Source organism: Bifidobacterium saguini DSM 23967, from assembly GCF_000741715.1.
Taxonomy (GTDB): domain Bacteria; phylum Actinomycetota; class Actinomycetes; order Actinomycetales; family Bifidobacteriaceae; genus Bifidobacterium; species Bifidobacterium saguini.
On sequence record NZ_JGZN01000004.1, the window covers coordinates 31,463 to 51,766 of the forward strand.

Sequence of the window (20,304 nt, forward strand, 5' to 3'; positions counted from 1 at the left end):
ACTTGAGGTTGCGTTTGCCTACGTTGAAGTAGCACTAAGCGGTATAAATAATAAACTGGTACAGGTTGCAACAAGCAAGCATGAAAGGCTAGAGAAATGCGCGTTATTTTCAACGAGGAGCTGAAGCAAGTCGCTGATGACCTCGACCATATGGCGCAAGATGTACGCAAGGCGATCAACGGCGCTGGTGAAGCACTGCTGAAGCAGGATGTCGAAGCCGCGCAGACCGTGATCGATGGCGACATCGAGATTGACGCCCTTGAATCCTCCGTTATTGACCAGTGCGTCAAGCTGCTGGCCAAGCAGAACCCGGTGGCCACCGATTTGCGCGTGGTGGTTTCCACTCTGCGTCTGGCCTCCACCTTCGAGCGTATGGGCGATCTTGCTCGCCATGTGGCCGAAGCCGCTCGCCGCACTTACCCCGCTTCCCCGCTGCCTGAGTCCGCTCAGCCGGTGTTCGCCGAGATGATTGACTTCCTCAACCACACTGCCGACGAACTAGTCAACCTGCTGAACAACCGTGATGAGAAGCATGCGGAAAGCATCATCCTGAACGATGACAAGCTCGACGACCTGCATCACAAGACCTTCGAGCTGGCCCTGTCCGATGATGTGACCCGTCAGCAAACGGTGGACATCGTGCTGCTGGGCCGCTTCCTGGAGCGTCTTGGCGATCATGCGGTTTCCGCTGCACGCCGTGTGGCCTACATTGTCTCCGGCTTCGATCCGTCCAAGAAGCCTACGCGTGATGAAGGCATTGACATCGCCTGATAATTCAATTCCTATCCCCTAGGGGATGCCCGAAACGGCGATCCGGTTACGACTGGACGCCGTTTTCTTTTTGCCGGCACACCATGCCATACAAAAAAGGGACTGCACATGAACTTGTGCAGTCCCTTGATGTCTTAAAGCGCTAGCGCTTCAGATCACTTCTGGCCCTGAGCGGCGACGGCAGCGGCACCGGCAGCGGCAGCTTCCGGATCCAGGTACTCGCCACGCGGCTTGATCGGCTTGAAGTTCTCGTCCAGCTCGTACAGCAGCGGGATAGCAGTCGGGATGTTGACCTTGGCGATCTCTTCCTCAGACAGGTTATCCAGCATCTTGACGATGGCGCGCAGGGAGTTGCCGTGAGCGGCGATCAGAACGGTCTTGCCAGCCTTCAGCTCCGGCTCGATAGCGGACTTGAAGTACGGCTCAACGCGCTTGACCACATCGGCCAGGCACTCAGCTTCCGGAACCGGGTCGCCGGTGTAACGCGGGTCGTGGTTCTGGGCGTACTGATCGTTCGGATCGATCTCGGGCGGCGGGGTGGCGTAGGAACGACGCCACAGCATGAACTTCTCGTCACCGTACTCTTCACGGATCTCGGTCTTGTTCTTGCCCTGCAGAGCGCCGTAGTGACGCTCGTTGAGACGCCAGTTACGCTCAACCGGAATCCACAGACGATCTGCGGCATCCAGTGCGATGTTGGCGGTGTTGATGGCGCGACGCAGCAGGGAGGTGAACACGATGTCCGGAAGGACGTTCTTCTCCTTGAGCAGCTCGCCGCCACGCTTGGCTTCGGCTTCACCCTGTTCGGTCAGCGGTACGTCGACCCAACCGGTGAACTGGTTGGTTTTATTCCATGCGCTCTGTCCATGACGGAGCAGTACTAGTTTGTAAGACATACGGCCAGTCTACCGCCCAAAGTCGCCAAATGCGAACATTCATCTTATGTTTCGCGTATCGAAAAGGTAACGTTATGCGCTGATTAGGGAATTGTCGCCGTTTCTCTCGGCTCCCCTTGTCAGGGGAGCTGTCAGCGAAGCTGACTGAGGGGTAGTCAAAACCCGATTGACGGCATCAATTCCATAACGTTATGCGATGATCGCGGAGATGGCTGCCACTATTGCAAACAGCAGGGTCTGGAATCCCGCGTCGCTTAGCGCAGTGCGGAACTGACGTTTCGGCACGCTGGAGACCATGCGAATCGGCACTGCGATACCGGAAAGCAGCAATATACCGCCCCACGGCATCCACAGATACATGCACAGGAATAAGCCCAGCGCCCAGGCGAGAATGCAGCAGACCATGAGCATGGTAGTGGCATGATCCCGCCCCATGCGCACGGCCAACGTACGCTTACCATGCTTGAAATCGGATTCGATATCACGCAGATTATTGACCATCAGCAGCATTGCAGCATTGAGTCCGCAACAGATGGCCGCGGCCACTGCAAGAGTATCGATGGTACTGCTCAGCGCATATTCGGTACCGAGTACTGCGGCAAGTCCAAAGAACAGGAACACCGCAAGTTCACCGAGCCCTGCATAACCATACGGATGTTTGCCACCGGTGTAGAACCAACCTGCAATAAGGCTTGCGGCCCCTACGGCCAGCAGCCACCATGCCTGCGAAATGATAACCGCAGCCAGGCCGCAGACAGCGGCGAGCGCTGCGGCAGCACCGGCTGCGATAAGCACATGCTTCGGCGGTACTCCGGATGCGACCAAACGCTGTGGTTTCGAGGCTCGGCCGTTCGCCTGAGCGTTTGATTCGGATTCCGCCGAATCCCGCCCCTCATCAGTGCCGCGTACGCCATCGGAATAATCGTTGGCGAAGTTGACTGCGATTTGCAGGAATAGCGCCACGAGCATGCACAGTATGGCCACCGGCCAGAAATGAGCCTGCAAAGGCTCGGCTATGGCTCGATTGGCAACGCATTCCTGCGGTACTGGAGAGATATCGACACAGGTGCCGAGCTGATCAATGTGTCGAAATGCTAATGCCGTTCCCACCAGCACTGGTGCAATAGAAGCGGGCAATGTCTTGGGGCGCAAACCACTGAGCCATAAACGTAAATCCATGCTTCTCAGCGTAGACCATAGGCAATCGCTACGTACTGAAACGGAGGTGATTTTTCGCAGTAAGGCAATGACGCCAATAACTACAGCGACGGGCTGCGTTCCGGCTCATCGGCATCGTCACGGTTCATGTCCAGCGCCAAGGCCGCACGCCGCGAAGCCGATACATCCGTTTGCGCTTTGCCTTCCAGTCCGTCAAAGATGTCGCATACGCGCACGCCCAATGTTCCCGCAAGCGCGTACAGCGTGGAGAGTTTGGGAGACCTTCTCCCCTGTTCGATGTATCCGATGGAAACGCGATCCATGCCCAGCTGTTCGGCCAGCTGCTCTTGCGATAGGCCACGGGATTTACGCAGCATCTGGACGCGGTGACCGACCGCCCAGAGGAAGCGTTGATAACTCGTGGTTGACATGGTGACCATTGCAATGCAGAGGCCACCATAAGTCCACTAACAGCCGGTTAGCATTTTGGAAATATCCACCGGCTCGGCGCCGGGTTGCGACCGTTAATAGCCGCAACCTGACTCTGGGCCAGAGCTGCGTCGGCGGTCGCGAACCGCGGCAGCGCTCTGCCTGACCGCACCCGCCAGGATTCGCTCCGCCGCAGCCACGGCATCCTCGGCTGCGCGAGTCACCCGGCGACCTTCCGGCGTCTCGCTGTAAAGCGGATGAGTGGCGATGTCGTAGGGCGTCGCGAGTTCCGGCTCGCAGCCTCGTTCGAACACGTAGATGCAGTCAAGCGGCATCCGCATCACCTCGCCTGGGTCACAGCCGACCCTCAGACTAATCTGACGAGCAGTGTCCGTATCCTGCCCACCCAGGTACAGCCAATGGTCGCAGTTGTTGGCGATGCTGGCGGCGGTCGCCGCACCATACATGCTTTCCAGCTGCGTGAGCGACTGGAGAATCACACTAACCGATATTCCTCGCGAACGAATCACCGCGATGACTTTGTCAAAGTCGGGAATACGGCAATTCGTGGCGAAGTCGTCGAGGTACATACGCACGGGCACCGGCAGGCGGTTGCCGTCGCATTGGGTGTCTGCGAAGCGGCACAGCTGCTGCAACGCCTGCGTGTAGAACAGGTTGACCATACGGTCCATCGAACGATCCGTGTCGGAGACGTTGACGAACACCGCCCAGTGGCCTCGACCAAGTTTGGCGAAGTCGATGCGTTCGGAGCGCGTGAACATCCCGGTTGCTCCGCGAAACGCCATCGGCGCGAGCTTGGATTCGAGGATGCCTCGGATGGAGGAATCCATCTTGTCCGCACGCTGCGAGGCTTGAATAGCCCTCCAGCGTCGGGCGGTCATGCCTTGGGGGTCGATCTGGCACATTTCATCCATCATGACGGGAATCGACCCCTCGTTCATCACGCTGACCATGCGCTGCACGGTGGCGAGGTTCTGTTCTTTTTTCGGCAGGCATTGCATCGTGTACGCGATGAATGCGGAGAGGTACATGGCACCGGCCTGATCCCAGAATGGATCCTTGTTGTTTTCCACCGGGCTGATGGCGGAGGCGATGGCAACCACATCCTGTTCATTGAATTCACCGTCCGGATGGGTACGGATGAAATCGAGCGGGTTGTAACCGATCATTCTCGTTCCCGGCGTATTGCATACCGGGCTTGGTCCCCAGCCGGCCAGATCAGTGAAGTCCACGCACACCACGCGGTAACCGTGGGCGGCAAGCACCGGGCCAATCTCACGCACCAAATTGCCCTTGGTGTCGGTGACGATGACGGATTCGTTCATCTGCAGCAGGTTGGGCTTCACATAGCCTCGGGTTTTGCCGGCTCCGGATGGGCCGATGATCAGATCGTTGTTATTGAGGTGGGAGATGAGGGTGTTGTTGGAGGCGGTAAGTCCTGCTGCGAGAATCCGCTCGCCCAGGGCAGAAGAATCAATGGTATTGACGAATGTGTTCATAGATGCTCCTCTCAAGTTAATCAACAGGACACGAACCGGTCAGGCGAGATGGAAGTCGGCCATCTTCGCCAGCGGTGCGATGATGGAGACAAGGTTCACGTCAGCATCCTCATCGCCCATTGGTCGTGTAACGCACTCCTCCCGCTCTATCCAATATGACTTGGCTGCTTGAGCCTGCACGTAGGAGGCCTCACCAAGCAATGGGAATGCGGGCACATCCAACTGCTCGCTTCTGGCGAGCGCCATCTTGCGCATCGGTGCCACTGTGGCGACGCCGACCAGCAGCGAACACCCTTCGAAGTAGTCGGCGAGCGGTAGGCGGCGCAGCGTATCGAGCAGATTGTCTGCGCATGAGCCGTTATTGCAGCTGGCCTTGTTCTGGCTTTCCTTCAAGCGCTGATCCAACGGAATCCGTGGAATCCTACGAGCCTTGCCGCTCTTGGATTCCAACGGTTTCGTAAACTCCACCCATCGTTGTCTCTCTTTACTTTTCCTGCGATGCTCTCTCCGCTCTCCACTCGCCTTGGGATCCACTTCCAGAGGTCGAACGAAGCATTCGAGCGCATCAGTAATCTTGCGGGCCGATTCACTGTGGTCCGGCGTGTACCACAGGTTGTCCGCGTCTAGCCGAAGCAACCGTGTGCGCAGCAATCGGGCTAGGCTTGCCACGCTCATGTCTAGACTGATTTTCACCTCCTGTCCGGCAGTATCGATGGCTTCGATGGCATTCTTGAGTTCGGCGTAAAACAACTCCTGACGTTCGTTGTTCTCAAACTCGTCCGGGTCGAAGTCCTTGAATGCAAGATCCTCGAAATCGATATCATCCAAGTCAAGGTCCGAGAAATTATTTTCTGGGGAATCCGAGTCCTCGAAATTCGTTTCTTCCTTTTGCTGCGGCTCATGAACCTCTATGCCGAGGGCCACGGCCGCGGCACAGTATTCGCGAAGCGTCATGCGGGCCACATCGCGAATCACCGACGCCGCATAGTCGGGGCTGGTGTGCCGACAACCCACCAGTCGGCGGAATCGTTCTTCCAGCGGAACTCGAATCAGTGCACTACCTCCAGTGTTCTCGGAATCCATTCCCATGCGTTCCTCTCGCGCTTCACGGCTTCAGGTCAACACGACCAACCGCCTGTGTATTCCACGGTGGACATGAATGTATCGCCGGCGCACCGAATCCGCTCGTAGAATCTACGGAACTTGACGATGGCGGTCCAGAGAACAACACAAAGCGAGGCAATGCGAAACCGTAGATACTACGCTGAAGCGATATCGCATTCTTTTACCATGCACAACCGTCACCAATGCAGTAATACGGAAAGGAAAAGGAGCGATGATGTTCTCCACGGAGCAGATGCAGGCGCAATATACGTCACGGCACCGCAAGCATCACCATGATTGCAATGAAATTCGGCAATCGGCGTGCGATGTCACCACAATGCTGCTGGAACTGGCCGATTGGACTATTGCCGATGCGGACGTGAATGCTCAGAGCCGCAAACGCAGCGAACATATTATGCAGGATGTGCAAGTCATGGCGCTTGGCAGGTATACGAAGCTTAATGATTTGGCCACCTACTGCTGGAATGAGGCAAACGGCAGCGGATACGATTACGATTTGGCCAACCCTTTTGCTTGGGACATCTACCACTTCATGCAGGATGCCGAGAACACGCAGACTGCCTCTGATTTCTATGAGGCGGCCGCGTATTGCGCGGTGGCTTTCCTGATGATGCGCGCAGATTCGTTCACCGTTGCCGACCTTGCAAACCTGTGCTCACCCGAAGTATTCATACCAATCACCGATATCGGCGAGCCTGATGAAACCAATGAATTCCACGGCAGATATGGTTATGACATCATCCGAAAGGACCAATGCCCGAAATCAAGGCAGATTTCTTTCAGCCGTGTGCTGGGCCTGATAGATAAGCTGCCCAGCGACCTGCGCGGATGTGGATCGAATGAGCTCGGAGATAACGAGTACGACGAGCAGTATTATTCCAACCGTCCCAAACCAGACAACCTGGATTGGCACACGATTTTCGATTCCAAGAAATACGACAATTACTATGCCACGCTGAGCACGTACTACGTGCATCACAACGATGACAGTTGGCCGATGGGCGGCTACTTCACGCCAAAAACCACGGCATCATTCCTCACCGACCTGCCGGCAACCGTGGATTTTGCTTTGGACGTGGAGCTGTGCGACTTGCAAATCGCTTTCCCGGGAACCGACCAACTCATACCGTTCATGACTGATTTAGATCGCTTGCGCCGGTATATCTGGAAGAACCATCGCACTGCCGAATACGGCGGCAACGTTGATTTCGATCGTATTATGCAAGCGCTTTCCGGTTTCCGCCGCCGCACTTGGGCTCGAACAACCCACACATTGCTCGGAGGCAATCATGACTGAACCACATACCACCTATGATTTCGCCGACGATCTGCTCTCACGGCTCCGGGACGATTATGCCATCTGCGAGCGCAATGGCAGAGTGACCGATGCGGTGTTGTTCATCTATCATCGTCAACTGCTTGAAGAATCAGGAACCACGTTTGACCCCAAGAATGAGAACATGGTGGCGAAGCTGCGCCGCCAATGCTTGAACTATCTCGATAATCACGGCTATGCATTGACCACAGCCCATCGTGGCAACACGAAACGCAAACCTCGCGCGAAAGACAAGTCGCTGAAGCTCATCAGCATACTGTGTGCCGAGCGCAAGCTTCGTTTGAATGATCAGGCACCCCGCATCCCGATTCGCAGCAGATACGCCTCGCACACGCCGGAGCCGGATACCGGCAGCGTGAGCTCACCAAGTGAAGTCGTTCCTGCAGAAGATATTGTGCGATTGTATTCGCTTATCGCCAACGATGAGTCATATAACGAAGTGGTGATTCCGCTACGTTGGGATTCACGTACCGGCGCTGCACTGTACCTGCTCGGCCGCTCCTGGGTCACCGATCTGGTCACTGAAGCCACGGATAAGCAGTGTTTCTTCGCCACGCTGGTTCCGCGGGACATGCGCACGGATGTTGATGGGCTTGATGTTGTAGAGGCTGGCCTTTCCATAGGAATCGGAACAGATAGCGAAGCGGCCCGACAGGTGTTCACCGATTGGGATGAGGCATGGCAATGGTACCGGCGCTTGACCGAAGGCTGGATGACGCACGAGTTCACCTATGTGCATAACAATGCGATACCGCAAGGCTGCCCTGAATCGTTGCGTCGGTTCTTTGAAGACAAAGACCCCCTATTGGACGATGACTCATGGCATCTGACCCCCGAAGAAGAGCGGGAGTACGAGGAGTTTCTAGACAAACTCCATCGCAACGCCTAGCCGTATGTCACCGCAATCGAAGTGCACCGATGAGCGCATAAGCCCACCCTGTTTCCCGTAAAATCTACGCAACGCCTATTCGCCTTGCTCTTACAGTGACAATATCGCCAATCATTAATATCCACTGTGCTAACTTTTAGTTAGCAAGCCAAGGAAGGATTCACTCATGTATTGCACGAATTGCGGCAGCCCCAACAAAGACACTTCCAAATTCTGCACCTCCTGCGGGCACCCACTTACTCAACCGGCAGCAGAAGCAGTAAATAATGCATTTGACGCAACTCCGGTCGCCCCAATGCCGGCAGCTACACCGGTAGCCCCCCACTCCGGCAGCGCCCCCGTGTCCCCCACCCCGATGATGCCGGCCACCGATACAGGCATGCCAGCGCCATCGATTCCTCAGCCGGCATTCCAAGCAACCACACCGACCCCAATCCAACCGTCTCAGCCGGCAATGCCGCAGATTCCGCTACCGCAGAATACTGCCCCAGCCACAGACCAAAGCCAGCAAACCGCACCGGCCGCCCCATTGGCCGCCGATGCGGAGTTCGACAAGACGAACACTACATGGACTCTGGTGCAAGTAATGAAGGAACGCACACTCGTTCCTTTCCTCGTCGCGGTTCTCGCACTCTTCATGCTTTTCGAATACGTTTCCAACATCGTGATATTCATCGTGGTGCTCGTGCTTGGCTATTTGTGTGGCGCCGTGCTCATGCTGCTGTATCTGCAGCGCAATAAAACCCCGCACGTCGAAGCAACATTGGTCCGGTATTGCCGAGCCAAGGGCATCGACCCCAAGAGTGAAATGAAATTCACTTGGTACAGCTACTACAGCGTGATCGTGGGCTTCGTCCTGTGGGCCATTTTCGGCACCCTGATTTCGATGCTGCTTCAGCAAATTGCCGGCAATGATATATACACGAACACCACACTTGCCATGCTCACCGCGTTCGTTCCCATGATCGTGAGCTACTTCATCGCTAGGTATGCCATCAAGTTCATCGATAAGGCCATCTATGCACGAGCCCACACCAATGATTTGCGCATCGCCGCCATCGCCGAAGGGTACTACGACAGCGAGTTCAAGGATGCAGAACAACTGCAGAAAACCGTTTTCCTGCTGAAGAAGAACAGGGTCCAGTCCGTGGCTGGAGCCAAGCGATACGTTTCACTGTCGAACGGCCTGAAGAAAGCTGGCATCATCGGCGGCATCATCACCGCGATTCTCGGCATCCTCACCTTCGGCATGATTTCCAAAATCGGCAAGGGCGTACTCGATACCTCCACAGGCGGCCTTGATCTGGTCGCGCATGAGTTCGGCAAGAAAGCCGGCAATGGCGTTGCACAGCAAGCCGCACAGAACGCTGTTCAAAACATCGCACAGCAGTATCAGAACAACATCATTGCCCAGAACATTACCAGCCAAATCAACAATGCCGGCAATGGCAATCCCATTCCGAACCTTCAGAATCTCAACATTCCTGACGTCGGCGGATTGGTCGATGGCGCCAAAGAACAGCTGAAGCACTTCGGCTTCAAATCCTGAACATAGGTATCGTCACGAGGAGCGGTCACCACAATGGAACAAATTCCTGATTACTATGAGCTGCTGAATCTTAACCCCGCGGATTCGCTTGCAGCGATTCAGCAGCAGCTGCAATACCTGAAGGCTGCAAAAGAAAGTACTTATCTGCAGAGCGATGAAGCAAAACGCTTGCTTCCTCTCATCAATGATGCTTTGACGAATGCTTTTGCAAACGAGACTACACGTCAGCGTTATGACACTGCCTTGGAAGCTCAAAAGCATCCTCAAGCGGAAGAAACACATGAAACGGATTGGCTGGGTCAGGCTCAGCAATTCTACAAGAACAAGCAGTACCGCCAAGCGAAAACCATCATCGGGAACGCCATCGGCGCACGAGGCAATGATCCGCAAGTGCACGCATGGGCTGCACTTATCGAGCTCAAGCAACCCACCTCGAATGATGCATTTGACCATGAGCAAATCATCAAAACCGCAGAATCCCACATCATCGACGCCGACGCATATCTCAAGGTTGGAGAATACTCTGAACAAACCCATTTGGATGTGCTTCACGCATGGATGGAAGTGCTACTCGCGCAAGGCAAAGCTCAACAAGCATTAAACAAGCTGAATGACGCAGTGCGACATGCCTCGGCAACCGCTCAGCCCTACATCCACCTGTATCAGGCCGAACTGTTCAGACAAGTCGCCACAGGCGACAACCGAGAACGCTTCCTTGACGAGTCCTCGCATTGTGCAACATATGGATTGCATGTATTGGCCGTCACCCACAATCAATGGACCGATCAGCAGTTCCAAACCCTATACAAGGATTTGGCTCAATACGCTCCGGTGAGGCACGATCTTTCTCATCGAACCATCAAAGATATTCAGGATTATGCAAAAACCTGCCGCGAGCGCATTGACGAATTGAACGCGAAACCTATTCCGCAGTCCACTCAAAGCCAATGGCAGCAGCATTTCCAGCAAGAAATCGCCGCATGCAATCAGCGCATCGCCTGGATCAATCAAAAAGCAGCACAAGATGCAACAGCATTGCAGCAACAACTGACGCAGATGAATGCGAATTATCAGAATCTGCAGCAAAGTCACGCCAACAAAACCGCTGAATACAATGCACTGCTCGGCAAAGCACAGTCTATGTCCAATGATGGCAAACCGCCAAAACGCCATCGTCTTGCACTCGTTGCAGCAGTCATTCTGGGGTTGATCATCATTACATGCGGCACCAATGCCGGAATGCTGGCGTTCATTCTGTTACTGGTGTTGGAAGTACCGTGTGTATATCTGGCATGGCAAGGCCTGACTGCCGGCAAACGATATGACCAGCTCAAGACACAAATCACGCAAGCAAACCAAGAACTGCAGCAGGTCGCCAGCAATATCAACGCATTGCAAACCACTATGCAGCAGACGCAGAACCGTATACAGCTGGCCCAGCAGGACCCTTCGCAATACGTACTGTCATTGCAATAATTCATTTTCAGGGAGAACATCATGACATCGCCGATGCTTCCGGTCGCCCGTGAAGTAAACGTAGGAGGCGGCACTTGGCCGCTGCTGTGCAATGGAAATATCTGGGTGGAAGAGTCGCTGGTGAACAGCAACTACAGCATCGCTTTGACGCAGGATTTCATGTGCACAGCTTTGGCCAACACCGCTCCAGGCCAGTTGAACGTTATGGTCTACGACGAACGACTGACCGGATTCGCCGCACCATTCAAAGAGCTCAACGAAGGCGGCCGCCAGCTGCTGGACATACTCAGCTCCAAGCAGGATTTGGCATTGGCCATTACACGTCTCAAGGAACAGGTGCGTTCCACGTATGACATGATGCAGGGAACCGCACCTACATTGGCTGATTTTCGCGAGCACGAGGATTATCCTATGGGCGGCTACACCCTTCTGGTGGTGGCGGCGAATTATTCGCTCCTGCCCAAGGACATCCAAGTCAATCTGGACATTCTCGCCACAGCCGGGCCAAGGGCGGGCGTGAGCATCATTATGCATTCGCTGCTCCCGGATGATGAGGTGATGAAGAACATTGTTCTCAAGCCGTATCAACATGCTTGGATACCGCAAGAGAACTATTACGAAACCAATGCCAACGACATCATCGCAGTCGCGCACAATATCACGGAAAAACTGAAAGACCCGGCGTACGGGACTGATTCCATTCTCTTCAACACCGTCGAGAACCTGTCTGATGATGTGCTCTGGCAAGGCAGCAGCATCGACGGCGTGACGTTCTCCGTAGGCCGGTACGGCAAACGAAATGTGGAAATCACGCTTGGCGATTCGCTGAATCAGCGTCACAATGCGTTGATCACCGGCGCTGTGGGTCAAGGTAAATCGAACCTGATTTCCGTCATCATCCACAGCCTTTGCCAGCGTTACAGTCCTCAGGAATTGGAACTGTACCTGCTGGACTTTAAGGAAGGCGTTACATTGCAGCCGTTCTGCCAACAGGCTGATGGCGCATACCTTCCTCAGGCACGCGCCATAGGTCTTGAAGCGGATCGCGAATTCGGTTTGAGCGTACTCGAGCACTTGTTTGACGAGCACCGCAAACGTCTGAAGCTCTTTAAAGAGGCGGGCGCGCAAAACATCTACGACTATCGCAAAAAGACCGGCATTATTATTTCCCGTATCGTATTGATCATCGATGAGTTCCAGATGATGATTGACTCGAACGACGAGAAATCACGCCATATTGCTTCGTTGCTGACGAATGCCGTCCGCTTGTTCCGTGCAGCTGGCATTCACATCATTCTGGCGTCCCAGACCATCGGCAACAGCATGGCGTTGATGGGCGGAGAGAACACGTTGCTGGCACAGGTACCGATTCGCATCGCTTTGAAGAACTCCGTCTCCGAATCCCGTGCCACATTGGGCATGAATAACGAAGCTGCCGCATATCTGCGACCGCATGAGGCTATCGTCAACCTCAACTATGGCAACCCAAAGGATAATGACACCGTCAATATCGCGTACGCAGGAGGCGAGTTCGAGGAGCAAACACTGCTGCCGCTGCGACGGAAGTGGTGGCAGTACGCCATCAACGCACACATGACCCGGCCGCCATTCGTCTTCGACGGCGAGCGCGACCGCGATTGGCAGTCTGACGCATCACTCGCAGTACCGGATATCAGCGGCTCTCCCGTAGTGCTGGCCGGCGGACGAATTGAAGTTGATTCCGAACCATTGGCGATTCCGCTGGGCCGAGATGCTGGCCGCAATATTGCGTTGTTCGGCTCCGGCGAGCATGTTCCTGTGGAATTGATGGGCTTCGCCCTCGCTTTGGCACGTCAGAGCAAGGAGCATGCTGCCCACTTTGTGATTCTCGATGCGATGCTGCCAGATCCCAGCAGGCCGTACACCTGCGAGCAGCTCCGCAATATGCTACAGGCTCAGGGAGTGCAAGTTGACTTAGTGGATCGTCGTCATATCACTAAGACCATCCAGGAAATCGCCGCACAGCATGGGCTTAATTCCGGAAGCGACGCACTGCTGCCCACTGTTGACTGGGAAGCTGCGGCGGATGCCAATACCGATTTCGGCGCCGACTTTGACGCCACGAAATTCGGGCTTCCGCCACAGCCGAGCTCCGATTCCTTCTCCAACACCGATACGGGCCGCAGCACCGCCGATATTGCCGTTCCTATGCCGAGTCTTGATGTCAATGGCCCCTCGGCTCCCACGAGCACTTCGCATCTTGGAGACGAATCCACTGCAGATGAGATGGAGACCTATATCTTCGGCTTTGGCCTGGATCGCGTTGGCCGGATGCCGGAGGAATTCTCGACACTCTGTGATCAGGGCCCGACCAACGGCATTCATGTGCTCGGCTGGTGGCGCAAATACAGCGCTTTCGAGAAGCAGATGGGTATTGCATCCGATGGTTTGGACTTCTTCGATGCACGCATCGCCTTCCAAACCGATCAACGTACCATCGGTAACATCACCGGCGATCCGGCATTCGAATACACGCCTGAAGACAATCGCGCCCTCGCGTGGGATGCCTCCAACATGAACGAACCGGCAATCATCATTCCGTATGCCACAGTGCCACTGCCCATCGCTCCGCATCCAGGCATATAACCAGCGCATCCCGACGCACAGCACACATAAGAAAGGAAGTCATCATGTCGTTACGGCAGACCAAGGCCATTGTGACTTTGCTGCAAAGCGAAATCAACGCCCAAATCAGGCTGGTACTCAACTATCAAGGCGCCACACGGGACAATATGTCATTGGTGGTTTCAGAACTTGACGGCAGTGATAAAGGTTACGATCAGCGCATGATTGCCTCCATCAAGCAGACTCAAAAGTCGCTGGAAGAGACGCTCATCGAGTTGAAGCAGGCTTCCACGGCACTGGACCAGATTCGCATGCTCTAAACAAGCTTGCTCAATCAATTCGTATATTCACTAAGGACATACCCACTATGGCATCAATTTACGAAACGCAACTCGCGGCAGCGAAAATCAGCCACAACTCCAAGCAGCTCCAAACACTGATGGCAACCAACAGGGAGAAAATCGACCGCAACACCGTGCAATTAGCCGCGGTCACGCGCGGCTCGATTCCCGGTCAGCGCGCCACGCGCGAAGTACAGCAGGCATCTGCAGCAATGAAGAAAGCGATCAGCATGCTGGAAGAGTTGCAGAACGAAACCGCACGATACATCAAGGAATCGCGAGGAGCCTGATATGGCATACGTCACCGTGGTAAACAAGCAGTGGGCTGCAGCACGAGACGCTGCAGTCGCCGCATTACAACAAGCGCTGCGCATAGCGAATGAGGCTGGAAGCCAAGCCGCCAAGGTGGAGCAGATGTCGAACGCAACCCTGCAGGGCACCGGCACTGGTGTTCCGGTTGAGGGTGCTGCCCATGTAATGACTGGAAGCGCCAGCGCGGCGGCCTCATCCATCGCCGCCGCCATCGCCGCGGCCAAAGGCATAGATGTTACCGAAGTCGTCTACGTTCCCGATACCTACCGATAAATGACTGCACAGTCATCTGATCGCAGCACAACCTTAGGGAGAATAGAGCCTAATCATGGTGGAAAGCATTCAGAATCATATCGATGACCTGCAGCGGTACGTCAAATCCGCTGAACGCGTGTCCTATGCGGCACGCCAGGCAGCGCAAGCTGTAAGCACTGCGGAATCGTCGTTGGCGCGTATTCCTAAAGGTGGGCGAGCACAGGCACAAGCCGCACAGGCACGCGCGGAATTGCAGCAGTTGGTCGCGAATACGCAGCGCTATCAACAGGCTGCGAAAACGGCCATGCGACAGCTGCGGTCGTTCTGAAATACTCACGAGCTAGGTCATCTACGGTAAGGGCCGCGCAATTCCTGATTACGGAAATCGCGCGGCCCTTACTTGTGTCTACAGTTCAATCGCCTATACTCAATCACTCCGAATCGATGTCATACGACACCGAGGCCACTTGCCATGCAAGCGTGCCACCGGTTTTCGCCACTTCCTCATCGGTCAGCGGCTGCTCAATCGTGCAGGTACCGGATGCACCAGGCTTCAACGGCTTATCCACCTTGCCACTCACCATGAATCCGGATCCGCCTGCCACCGGATGACCATCGATGGTAAACATTACCGATACCTTGGCTGAAGGCCACTTATCATTCGTAGTGTTCTCAACAGTACCGGTCAACGAATTGTGCCCATTATCGCCAGCTTGCTGTTTCTCAAACTTGATTTGGCTCAATGCGTCCTCATCAAGGGTGCCTTCGCTGGAGCTATCGTCTTCGCTGTATTGGGAATCAATCACGCTGATTTTGGATACGTCGGTTACGGCATCGGCATCATAGATGATATAGAAGTCCACGGTTCGCTGCGCACTTGCGCCAATGCTGAAATTGGATGTGCCACCTGCCGTATTAGCGAAGATCTGGAATCCGCCAACCTCGGAGTTCTCATCCTCAATGCTTGCGTACTTGGTAACGTGGCCGCCCAATGCCACTACATGATCCCGCACATCACCGTACTTGTCGGTAGCACTGTAGTCAACGCGGATGGTCGGAGCGACGGTCAGCGCCTCACTGCTCGAAACAGTCATAGAGACCACATAGCAATCCTGCTTGCTGAGGCCGCTATCCCAGTAGTAGCTCTTGCTATACGAAACATCGCTGATGCTCACTGGAGAATCCTCTTGCTGAGTGCCATCAGAGGAATCATCGGCACCATTGGACTGCGTATCAGCGCTGGTGGATGAAGAGGATTGCTGCTGGCTGGAGGCCTGCTTCGAGGTGGAGCCGAACCCGTGTAACGCTAACGAACCGACTGCGAGTGCTGCCACCACTACAACGGTGACCAGCAATCCGCGAGGCGCATTGTGCAGGGTGTCGAGTAGGTGGCTGGTTGGTTTCTGCTCTGCTTGTGCCGACTGTGTACCGCTTTGGTTTGGCAATGGTATGGATGGCTGAGGCTGCGAGCTCGACGCGGACTGCGTTGGTTGTTGTGGCGCTGCCTGTTGTGCAGGCTGCTGAGGCATTGGCTTGCCGCAGTACGCACAGAATTTGGCGCCTTCTGCATTCGGTTTGCCACATGATGGGCAGAACATGAGGTTTCTCCTTTACAGGTGAAGCCGTTGTGCGATGCTGCGCAGCGATGGCAGTACCTCACAACGGCGATGGAATTATCTGTGGCTTGAGCGTTCGGCGCGTTTACTGTGCGCTTCTGAGGCTGGCGAGGATGGCGATGACTTCCGCCTTCTCCTGTGCGGTCAGACCACCCTTGGTATCGATTGTGGCGAAACTGCTATATCCGAAGCTCTCGAACAGGTATCCCGTATAAGCCGGAAAATCATGTGCTCCTTGGTATGAGTCCGGCATCAACGCCAAGTGCGAGCCTTCATCACCATCAACTTGCGCCACCATAAAGGGGCCTGGGTTCTGATAATTTCGGCAATCCTGGGCACATGGCGCATCAAACTGCGCATCAGCAATCTTCGTCACCGTCTCATGCTTCATGAACTTGCCCTGTATCGGCCCCCAATAGTATTGGATGGTCACACCACGAGCATTGGTTAAGTTAACTATTTCGACCAGATCTGTGATTTCGGGCTGTCCAATGGTCCAATCGGATGGATATTGGAATGTGTATTTCGTCACCGTAATCATATTCACCGTGTCGAACTGCGTGGTGTACGACTGAGTGAGTTGCACTGGCGTTACGGCATTGGAACCGTCATTGCCGTTCTGAGCGGTATCGCCATTGTTGCTGTTCTTGTTGCCTTCGCCCTTGTTGTCCGGGTTGGCCTGCTTGTGAATCTCGGCCAGCAGATCGGATGCGAGCTTGGCGGCGGCCTCCTTGCTTTGCTGCGTCATCACGGTCAGCGTGATGGTACGGTCACCATCCTTGATGATGAAGTAATAGTTGTAATATCCGCCAATACCTTGGCCGTGGAATCCGTGCACAGTCATGGTATCGGGCACGGTAATGCCTTCGGATTGCGTGTCCAGATTCATCAAATCGCTAAGGCCAAGGCGTTCGATCACGGTCAACATATTGGTGGCATCCTCGGCCGTGGTCACGTTTTCCTTACCAGCCTGGGATGCTGCAGTGTCTCCATAGTTGCGCTGCAACTCGGTATGCGTGTAACCGTTGTTCTTCAGCCAATTGTTCACCGCATTAAGGCCACCCATTTGGCTGATCAGCGCGTTGGCAGTGTCATTGCTTTGATTTTTCAGCAGTTCAGTGGCCTGATCGTTCTGCTTCTTGCCGTTATCGGTTATGGCAAGGTACACGGGCAGGTACAAACCACTGGCTACACCACTGGTGCTCGCCTTGGACGATGAATACTCAGCCTTGCCATCAGCAGTCGCAGCGGCCACCGATGCCGGCTGCGCTGCGTCGACGATGTCGTCCAGCGTTTTCGAGTCAAACGAGAACTTCTTCTCAGTTTTCTTTGATTTCGTGGTTTTCGCAGTGGTTGTTGCAGGAGCCTCGGATGCCGTATTGTTGCGGAACTTCACGTAGACCACGCTGGCCACTACCAGCGCTACAACAACTATTGCGGCAATCACCAAAGCAATAATCTTCTTGCACTTCTTGGTTTTGGCATCTACTGGCGTATCCAGCGCAGGAACATCCGGCGTATCGGCGCTAGGAATCGCTGGAGTACCTGCAGTGGAGTCAGGCCTCGGAGGCAGTGGTACTGGCGGAAGATTATTCTCAACCGTCTGTGGCATCACGGGAGCAAATGTTTCCGGAACCGTCGCATCGGACGGCATTCCAGGAACCGGTATTTCGGGAGCTGCTGTTTCAGTAGGCAACAGCGGAGACATACTCTCTGTGGGCTGCGCTGCAGCAGGCTGTTCTACTGTGGGCTGCGCTGCGATGGGTTGCTCCACGGCTGTTTGCTCAGCATCAGGCTGAGTTGCAGCAGCTTGCTCCACTGGCGCAGATGGCTGGCTTTCAGACTCAACCCGAGAGCCGCATTGCTGACAGAACGCAGCTCCCGGCACCAACTTTGTGCCACATTGACCACAGAATCCCATATTTCTTCCCTCGCATCCTTCTTCGTGGCGATAACTATAAGTTAGCACTTTCAGCTACGCCGCCATGATAGAAAGCAGGGCAATGGACAGTTCGTAGAATATACGGATTTACGCGAATGCATATGAAGCCGTACTGCATGCACTGCACATACAAGAAACCCCTCAGCTCTCCGTATCAAATAGAGCTGAGGGGTTCTCACTTGGCCTATCGTCAGGCCACAAACCTTATGTCAGGCGACCAACGGCTTGACCAGCGGGAAGGTGATGGTCTCGCGGATCGTGGCACCGGTCAGAGCAATGAGCAGACGGTCGATGCCCATGCCCATGCCACCTGCCGGAGGCATGCCCACGCCGAGAGCCTCGAGGAAGTCCTCATCGATATCGCAGGCCTCCTCATCGCCGGCGAGCGCATCTTTGGCCTGGGCCACGAAACGTTCACGCTGCACAACCGGATCGTTGAGCTCGGAGTAGCCGGTGGCCAGCTCGAAGCCGCGCACGTAGAGATCCCACTTCTCCACCACACCCGGCTTGGTGCGGTGACCCTTGACCAGCGGAGAGGTTTCGACCGGGAAGTCGAGCACGAAGGTCGGCTCGTAAAGCTTGTCCTCGTAGAAGTGCTCCCAGAGGTGCTCGACAAGTTTGCCGTGGTTCTCGACTTCATCGCGCTCCACGCCGAGCTTGTCGGCGATCTCGCCGAGGTGTTCCACGGAAGTGCCGGGGTGCTCCGGGCCGCCGTTCGGCACGATTTCCTCGCCGAGGGCTTCGGAGAGGGAGTCATACATGCTGATGGTCTTCCATTCGCCGCCGAAGTCGTATTCGGTGCCATCCAGCAGCGTGACCTTGTGGGAGCCGTAGACGTCCATAGCGGTCTTCTGCACGAGTTCCTTGACCAACTGGCCGATGGAATCGTAGGTGCCGTAAGCCTGGTAGGCCTCGACCATCGTGAACTCAGGGGCGTGCGTGGCATCGACGCCCTCGTTACGGAAGTCGCGGTTGATTTCGAACACACGGTCGATGCCACCCACCAGGCAACGCTTCAGGAACAGTTCCGGAGCGATACGCAGGTAGAGGTCCAAATCGAAAGCGTTCATATGCGTGGTGAACGGGCGGGCCGCAGCACCACCGTGCAGGGTCTGCAGCATCGGGGTTTCGACCTCGAGGAAGTCATGGCTGGCAAAGGTGTTGCGCAAGGAAGCCACGGCCTTGGAACGGTTGCGCACCATATTGCGAGTCTTCTCGTCCGCAATCATGGCAATGTACGGCTTGCGGGTGCGCGTGTCCTCGTTCAGTTCCTTGTGCAGGGCCGGCAACGGCTGCAAAGCCTTGGAAGCGATGGCCCACTCAGTGGCAAACACAGACAGCTCACCGGTCTTGGAGGCAATCACACGGCCCTTCAAGTACAGATGGTCACCAAGATCAACCAGCTGCTTGAACTGCTTCAGAGAATCGGCACCGATCTCCTTCTTGGAAATCATGCCCTGAATCTTGGTGCCGTCGCCTGCGGCGAGCTGCACGAAGCACAGGCCGCCAGCGTTGCGCAGGAACAGCACACGGCCGGCGATACCAACCATGTCTTCGGTTTCCTCGCCGGCTTCAAGCTTGCCATCATACTTGGCGCGCACGGCTTCGATGGTGCTGGTCACATCCAGATGCACCGGGTAGGGAGCCATGCCGGCATCCAGCATCATGGCGCGCTTGGCCACACGCATCTGCACCTGCTCCGGGTGGGCCAGCGGGCCGAATTCCTTGTTGGACGGGTCCACAGCCTCATCCAGCGTGGCGCCGGACTTAATCTTTTCGGTAATGGTGGCATCCTGCTTGAGCAGCATTTCCGCACGCTCAACGGTAGTCATCTGCGGGACTACCGGGGTTTCTTCCTCATTTGCTTGGGATTCTTGGGTTTCGCACATAACGCATCAGTGTAGCGACGGGGTTCTACCACCGGCCTTTGTGAGCCCGAGCGCATGAGCAGTGGCACAGCGGCACTGCAGCAACATTGCATAATAGCGACGCGCCGAGTATTCGCCATACTGTAAACGTTGTTTCCAGTGAGCACAACGCTTCGCAGACCATCAACAAGCAATGCCTGAGATTGTAAGTTTGACA

The 20,304-nt window shown here is 55.3% G+C and carries 18 protein-coding genes and 2 pseudogenes; 11 read left to right on the top strand and 9 right to left on the bottom strand.

The annotated features are described in order from the left end of the window. Positions 1–96 precede the first annotated feature (96 nt). On the top strand, positions 97–771 hold the full coding sequence (phoU, locus tag BISA_RS01720) for a phosphate signaling complex protein PhoU (protein WP_033889848.1): 675 nt from the start codon (positions 97–99) through the stop codon (positions 769–771). A gap of 155 nt (positions 772–926) precedes the next feature. On the opposite strand, the gene BISA_RS01725 is transcribed toward phoU, so the two are convergent. The 5 genes from BISA_RS01725 to BISA_RS01745 all read right to left on the bottom strand — a co-directional run bounded on the left by BISA_RS01725 (position 927) and on the right by BISA_RS01745 (position 5,863). Continuing rightward, on the bottom strand, positions 927–1,667 hold the full coding sequence (locus tag BISA_RS01725; RefSeq protein ID WP_033889849.1) for a phosphoglyceromutase: 741 nt from the start codon (positions 1,665–1,667) through the stop codon (positions 927–929). Between the two features lie 189 nt (positions 1,668–1,856). Then, positions 1,857–2,846: a 1,4-dihydroxy-2-naphthoate octaprenyltransferase gene (gene menA, locus BISA_RS01730; protein WP_033889850.1), complete on the bottom strand. Its 990-nt coding sequence runs from the start codon at positions 2,844–2,846 to the stop codon at positions 1,857–1,859. 80 nt (positions 2,847–2,926) lie between these two features. Next, the gene (locus tag BISA_RS01735; RefSeq protein ID WP_161786490.1) at positions 2,927–3,256 is read right to left on the bottom strand and encodes a helix-turn-helix transcriptional regulator; all 330 of its coding nucleotides are present in this window, start codon (positions 3,254–3,256) and stop codon (positions 2,927–2,929) included. 93 nt (positions 3,257–3,349) lie between these two features. Continuing rightward, a complete protein-coding gene (locus tag BISA_RS01740; protein WP_051917280.1) occupies positions 3,350–4,774 on the bottom strand; it encodes a VirD4-like conjugal transfer protein, CD1115 family in 1,425 nt (474 codons plus the stop codon). 39 nt (positions 4,775–4,813) lie between these two features. Then, entirely contained in the window at positions 4,814–5,863 is a 1,050-nt protein-coding gene (locus tag BISA_RS01745; RefSeq protein WP_152597153.1) for a hypothetical protein, read from the bottom strand. 247 nt (positions 5,864–6,110) lie between these two features. Here BISA_RS01745 and BISA_RS01750 point away from each other — a divergent pair, with 247 nt between their 5' ends. From BISA_RS01750 to BISA_RS01790, 10 genes and pseudogenes are all read left to right on the top strand, one after another. Then, positions 6,111–7,196 (top strand): hypothetical protein, encoded by a 1,086-nt coding sequence (locus BISA_RS01750; protein ID WP_033889856.1) that lies wholly within the window; start codon positions 6,111–6,113, stop codon positions 7,194–7,196. Further along, positions 7,189–8,124 carry a hypothetical protein gene (locus tag BISA_RS01755; RefSeq protein WP_033889858.1) on the top strand — a complete coding sequence of 312 codons (936 nt, stop codon included), beginning with the start codon at positions 7,189–7,191 and terminating at the stop codon, positions 8,122–8,124. The genes BISA_RS01750 and BISA_RS01755 overlap by 8 nt, the downstream gene beginning before the upstream one ends. A gap of 166 nt (positions 8,125–8,290) precedes the next feature. After that, positions 8,291–8,356 (top strand): annotated as a pseudogene (locus BISA_RS13550) (zinc-ribbon domain-containing protein); the annotation flags it as partial. Between the two features lie 63 nt (positions 8,357–8,419). Next, on the top strand, positions 8,420–9,673 hold the full coding sequence (locus BISA_RS01760) for a hypothetical protein (protein WP_237746065.1): 1,254 nt from the start codon (positions 8,420–8,422) through the stop codon (positions 9,671–9,673). A gap of 33 nt (positions 9,674–9,706) precedes the next feature. After that, the gene (locus BISA_RS01765; RefSeq protein WP_033889861.1) at positions 9,707–11,149 is read left to right on the top strand and encodes a hypothetical protein; all 1,443 of its coding nucleotides are present in this window, start codon (positions 9,707–9,709) and stop codon (positions 11,147–11,149) included. 21 nt (positions 11,150–11,170) lie between these two features. Continuing rightward, positions 11,171–13,774, top strand: a complete 2,604-nt coding sequence (locus BISA_RS01770) for an FtsK/SpoIIIE domain-containing protein (RefSeq protein WP_051917281.1) — start codon at positions 11,171–11,173, stop codon at positions 13,772–13,774. A gap of 44 nt (positions 13,775–13,818) precedes the next feature. Further along, positions 13,819–14,073 (top strand): hypothetical protein, encoded by a 255-nt coding sequence (locus BISA_RS01775; RefSeq protein WP_033889862.1) that lies wholly within the window; start codon positions 13,819–13,821, stop codon positions 14,071–14,073. A 47-nt stretch (positions 14,074–14,120) separates the two neighbouring features. Next, positions 14,121–14,384: a hypothetical protein gene (locus tag BISA_RS01780; RefSeq protein ID WP_033889863.1), complete on the top strand. Its 264-nt coding sequence runs from the start codon at positions 14,121–14,123 to the stop codon at positions 14,382–14,384. Between the two features lies 1 nt (position 14,385). After that, a complete protein-coding gene (locus BISA_RS01785) occupies positions 14,386–14,679 on the top strand; it encodes a hypothetical protein (RefSeq protein WP_033889864.1) in 294 nt (97 codons plus the stop codon). A gap of 55 nt (positions 14,680–14,734) precedes the next feature. Continuing rightward, positions 14,735–14,989: a hypothetical protein gene (locus BISA_RS01790; protein WP_033889865.1), complete on the top strand. Its 255-nt coding sequence runs from the start codon at positions 14,735–14,737 to the stop codon at positions 14,987–14,989. 103 nt (positions 14,990–15,092) lie between these two features. Here BISA_RS01790 and BISA_RS01795 read toward each other — a convergent pair whose 3' ends face one another. The 4 genes and pseudogenes from BISA_RS01795 to lysS form a co-directional block, all read right to left on the bottom strand. Continuing rightward, on the bottom strand, positions 15,093–16,259 hold the full coding sequence (locus BISA_RS01795) for a zinc ribbon domain-containing protein (protein ID WP_033889866.1): 1,167 nt from the start codon (positions 16,257–16,259) through the stop codon (positions 15,093–15,095). Positions 16,260–16,362: 103 nt separating this feature from the next. Then, on the bottom strand, positions 16,363–17,889 hold the full coding sequence (locus BISA_RS01800; RefSeq protein ID WP_161786489.1) for a serine hydrolase: 1,527 nt from the start codon (positions 17,887–17,889) through the stop codon (positions 16,363–16,365). Positions 17,890–18,132: 243 nt separating this feature from the next. Then, positions 18,133–18,198 (bottom strand): annotated as a pseudogene (locus tag BISA_RS13555) (zinc-ribbon domain-containing protein); the annotation flags it as partial. A gap of 230 nt (positions 18,199–18,428) precedes the next feature. Beyond that, positions 18,429–20,108 carry a lysine--tRNA ligase gene (gene lysS, locus BISA_RS01805; protein WP_033889868.1) on the bottom strand — a complete coding sequence of 560 codons (1,680 nt, stop codon included), beginning with the start codon at positions 20,106–20,108 and terminating at the stop codon, positions 18,429–18,431. Positions 20,109–20,304: the final 196 nt, after the last annotated feature.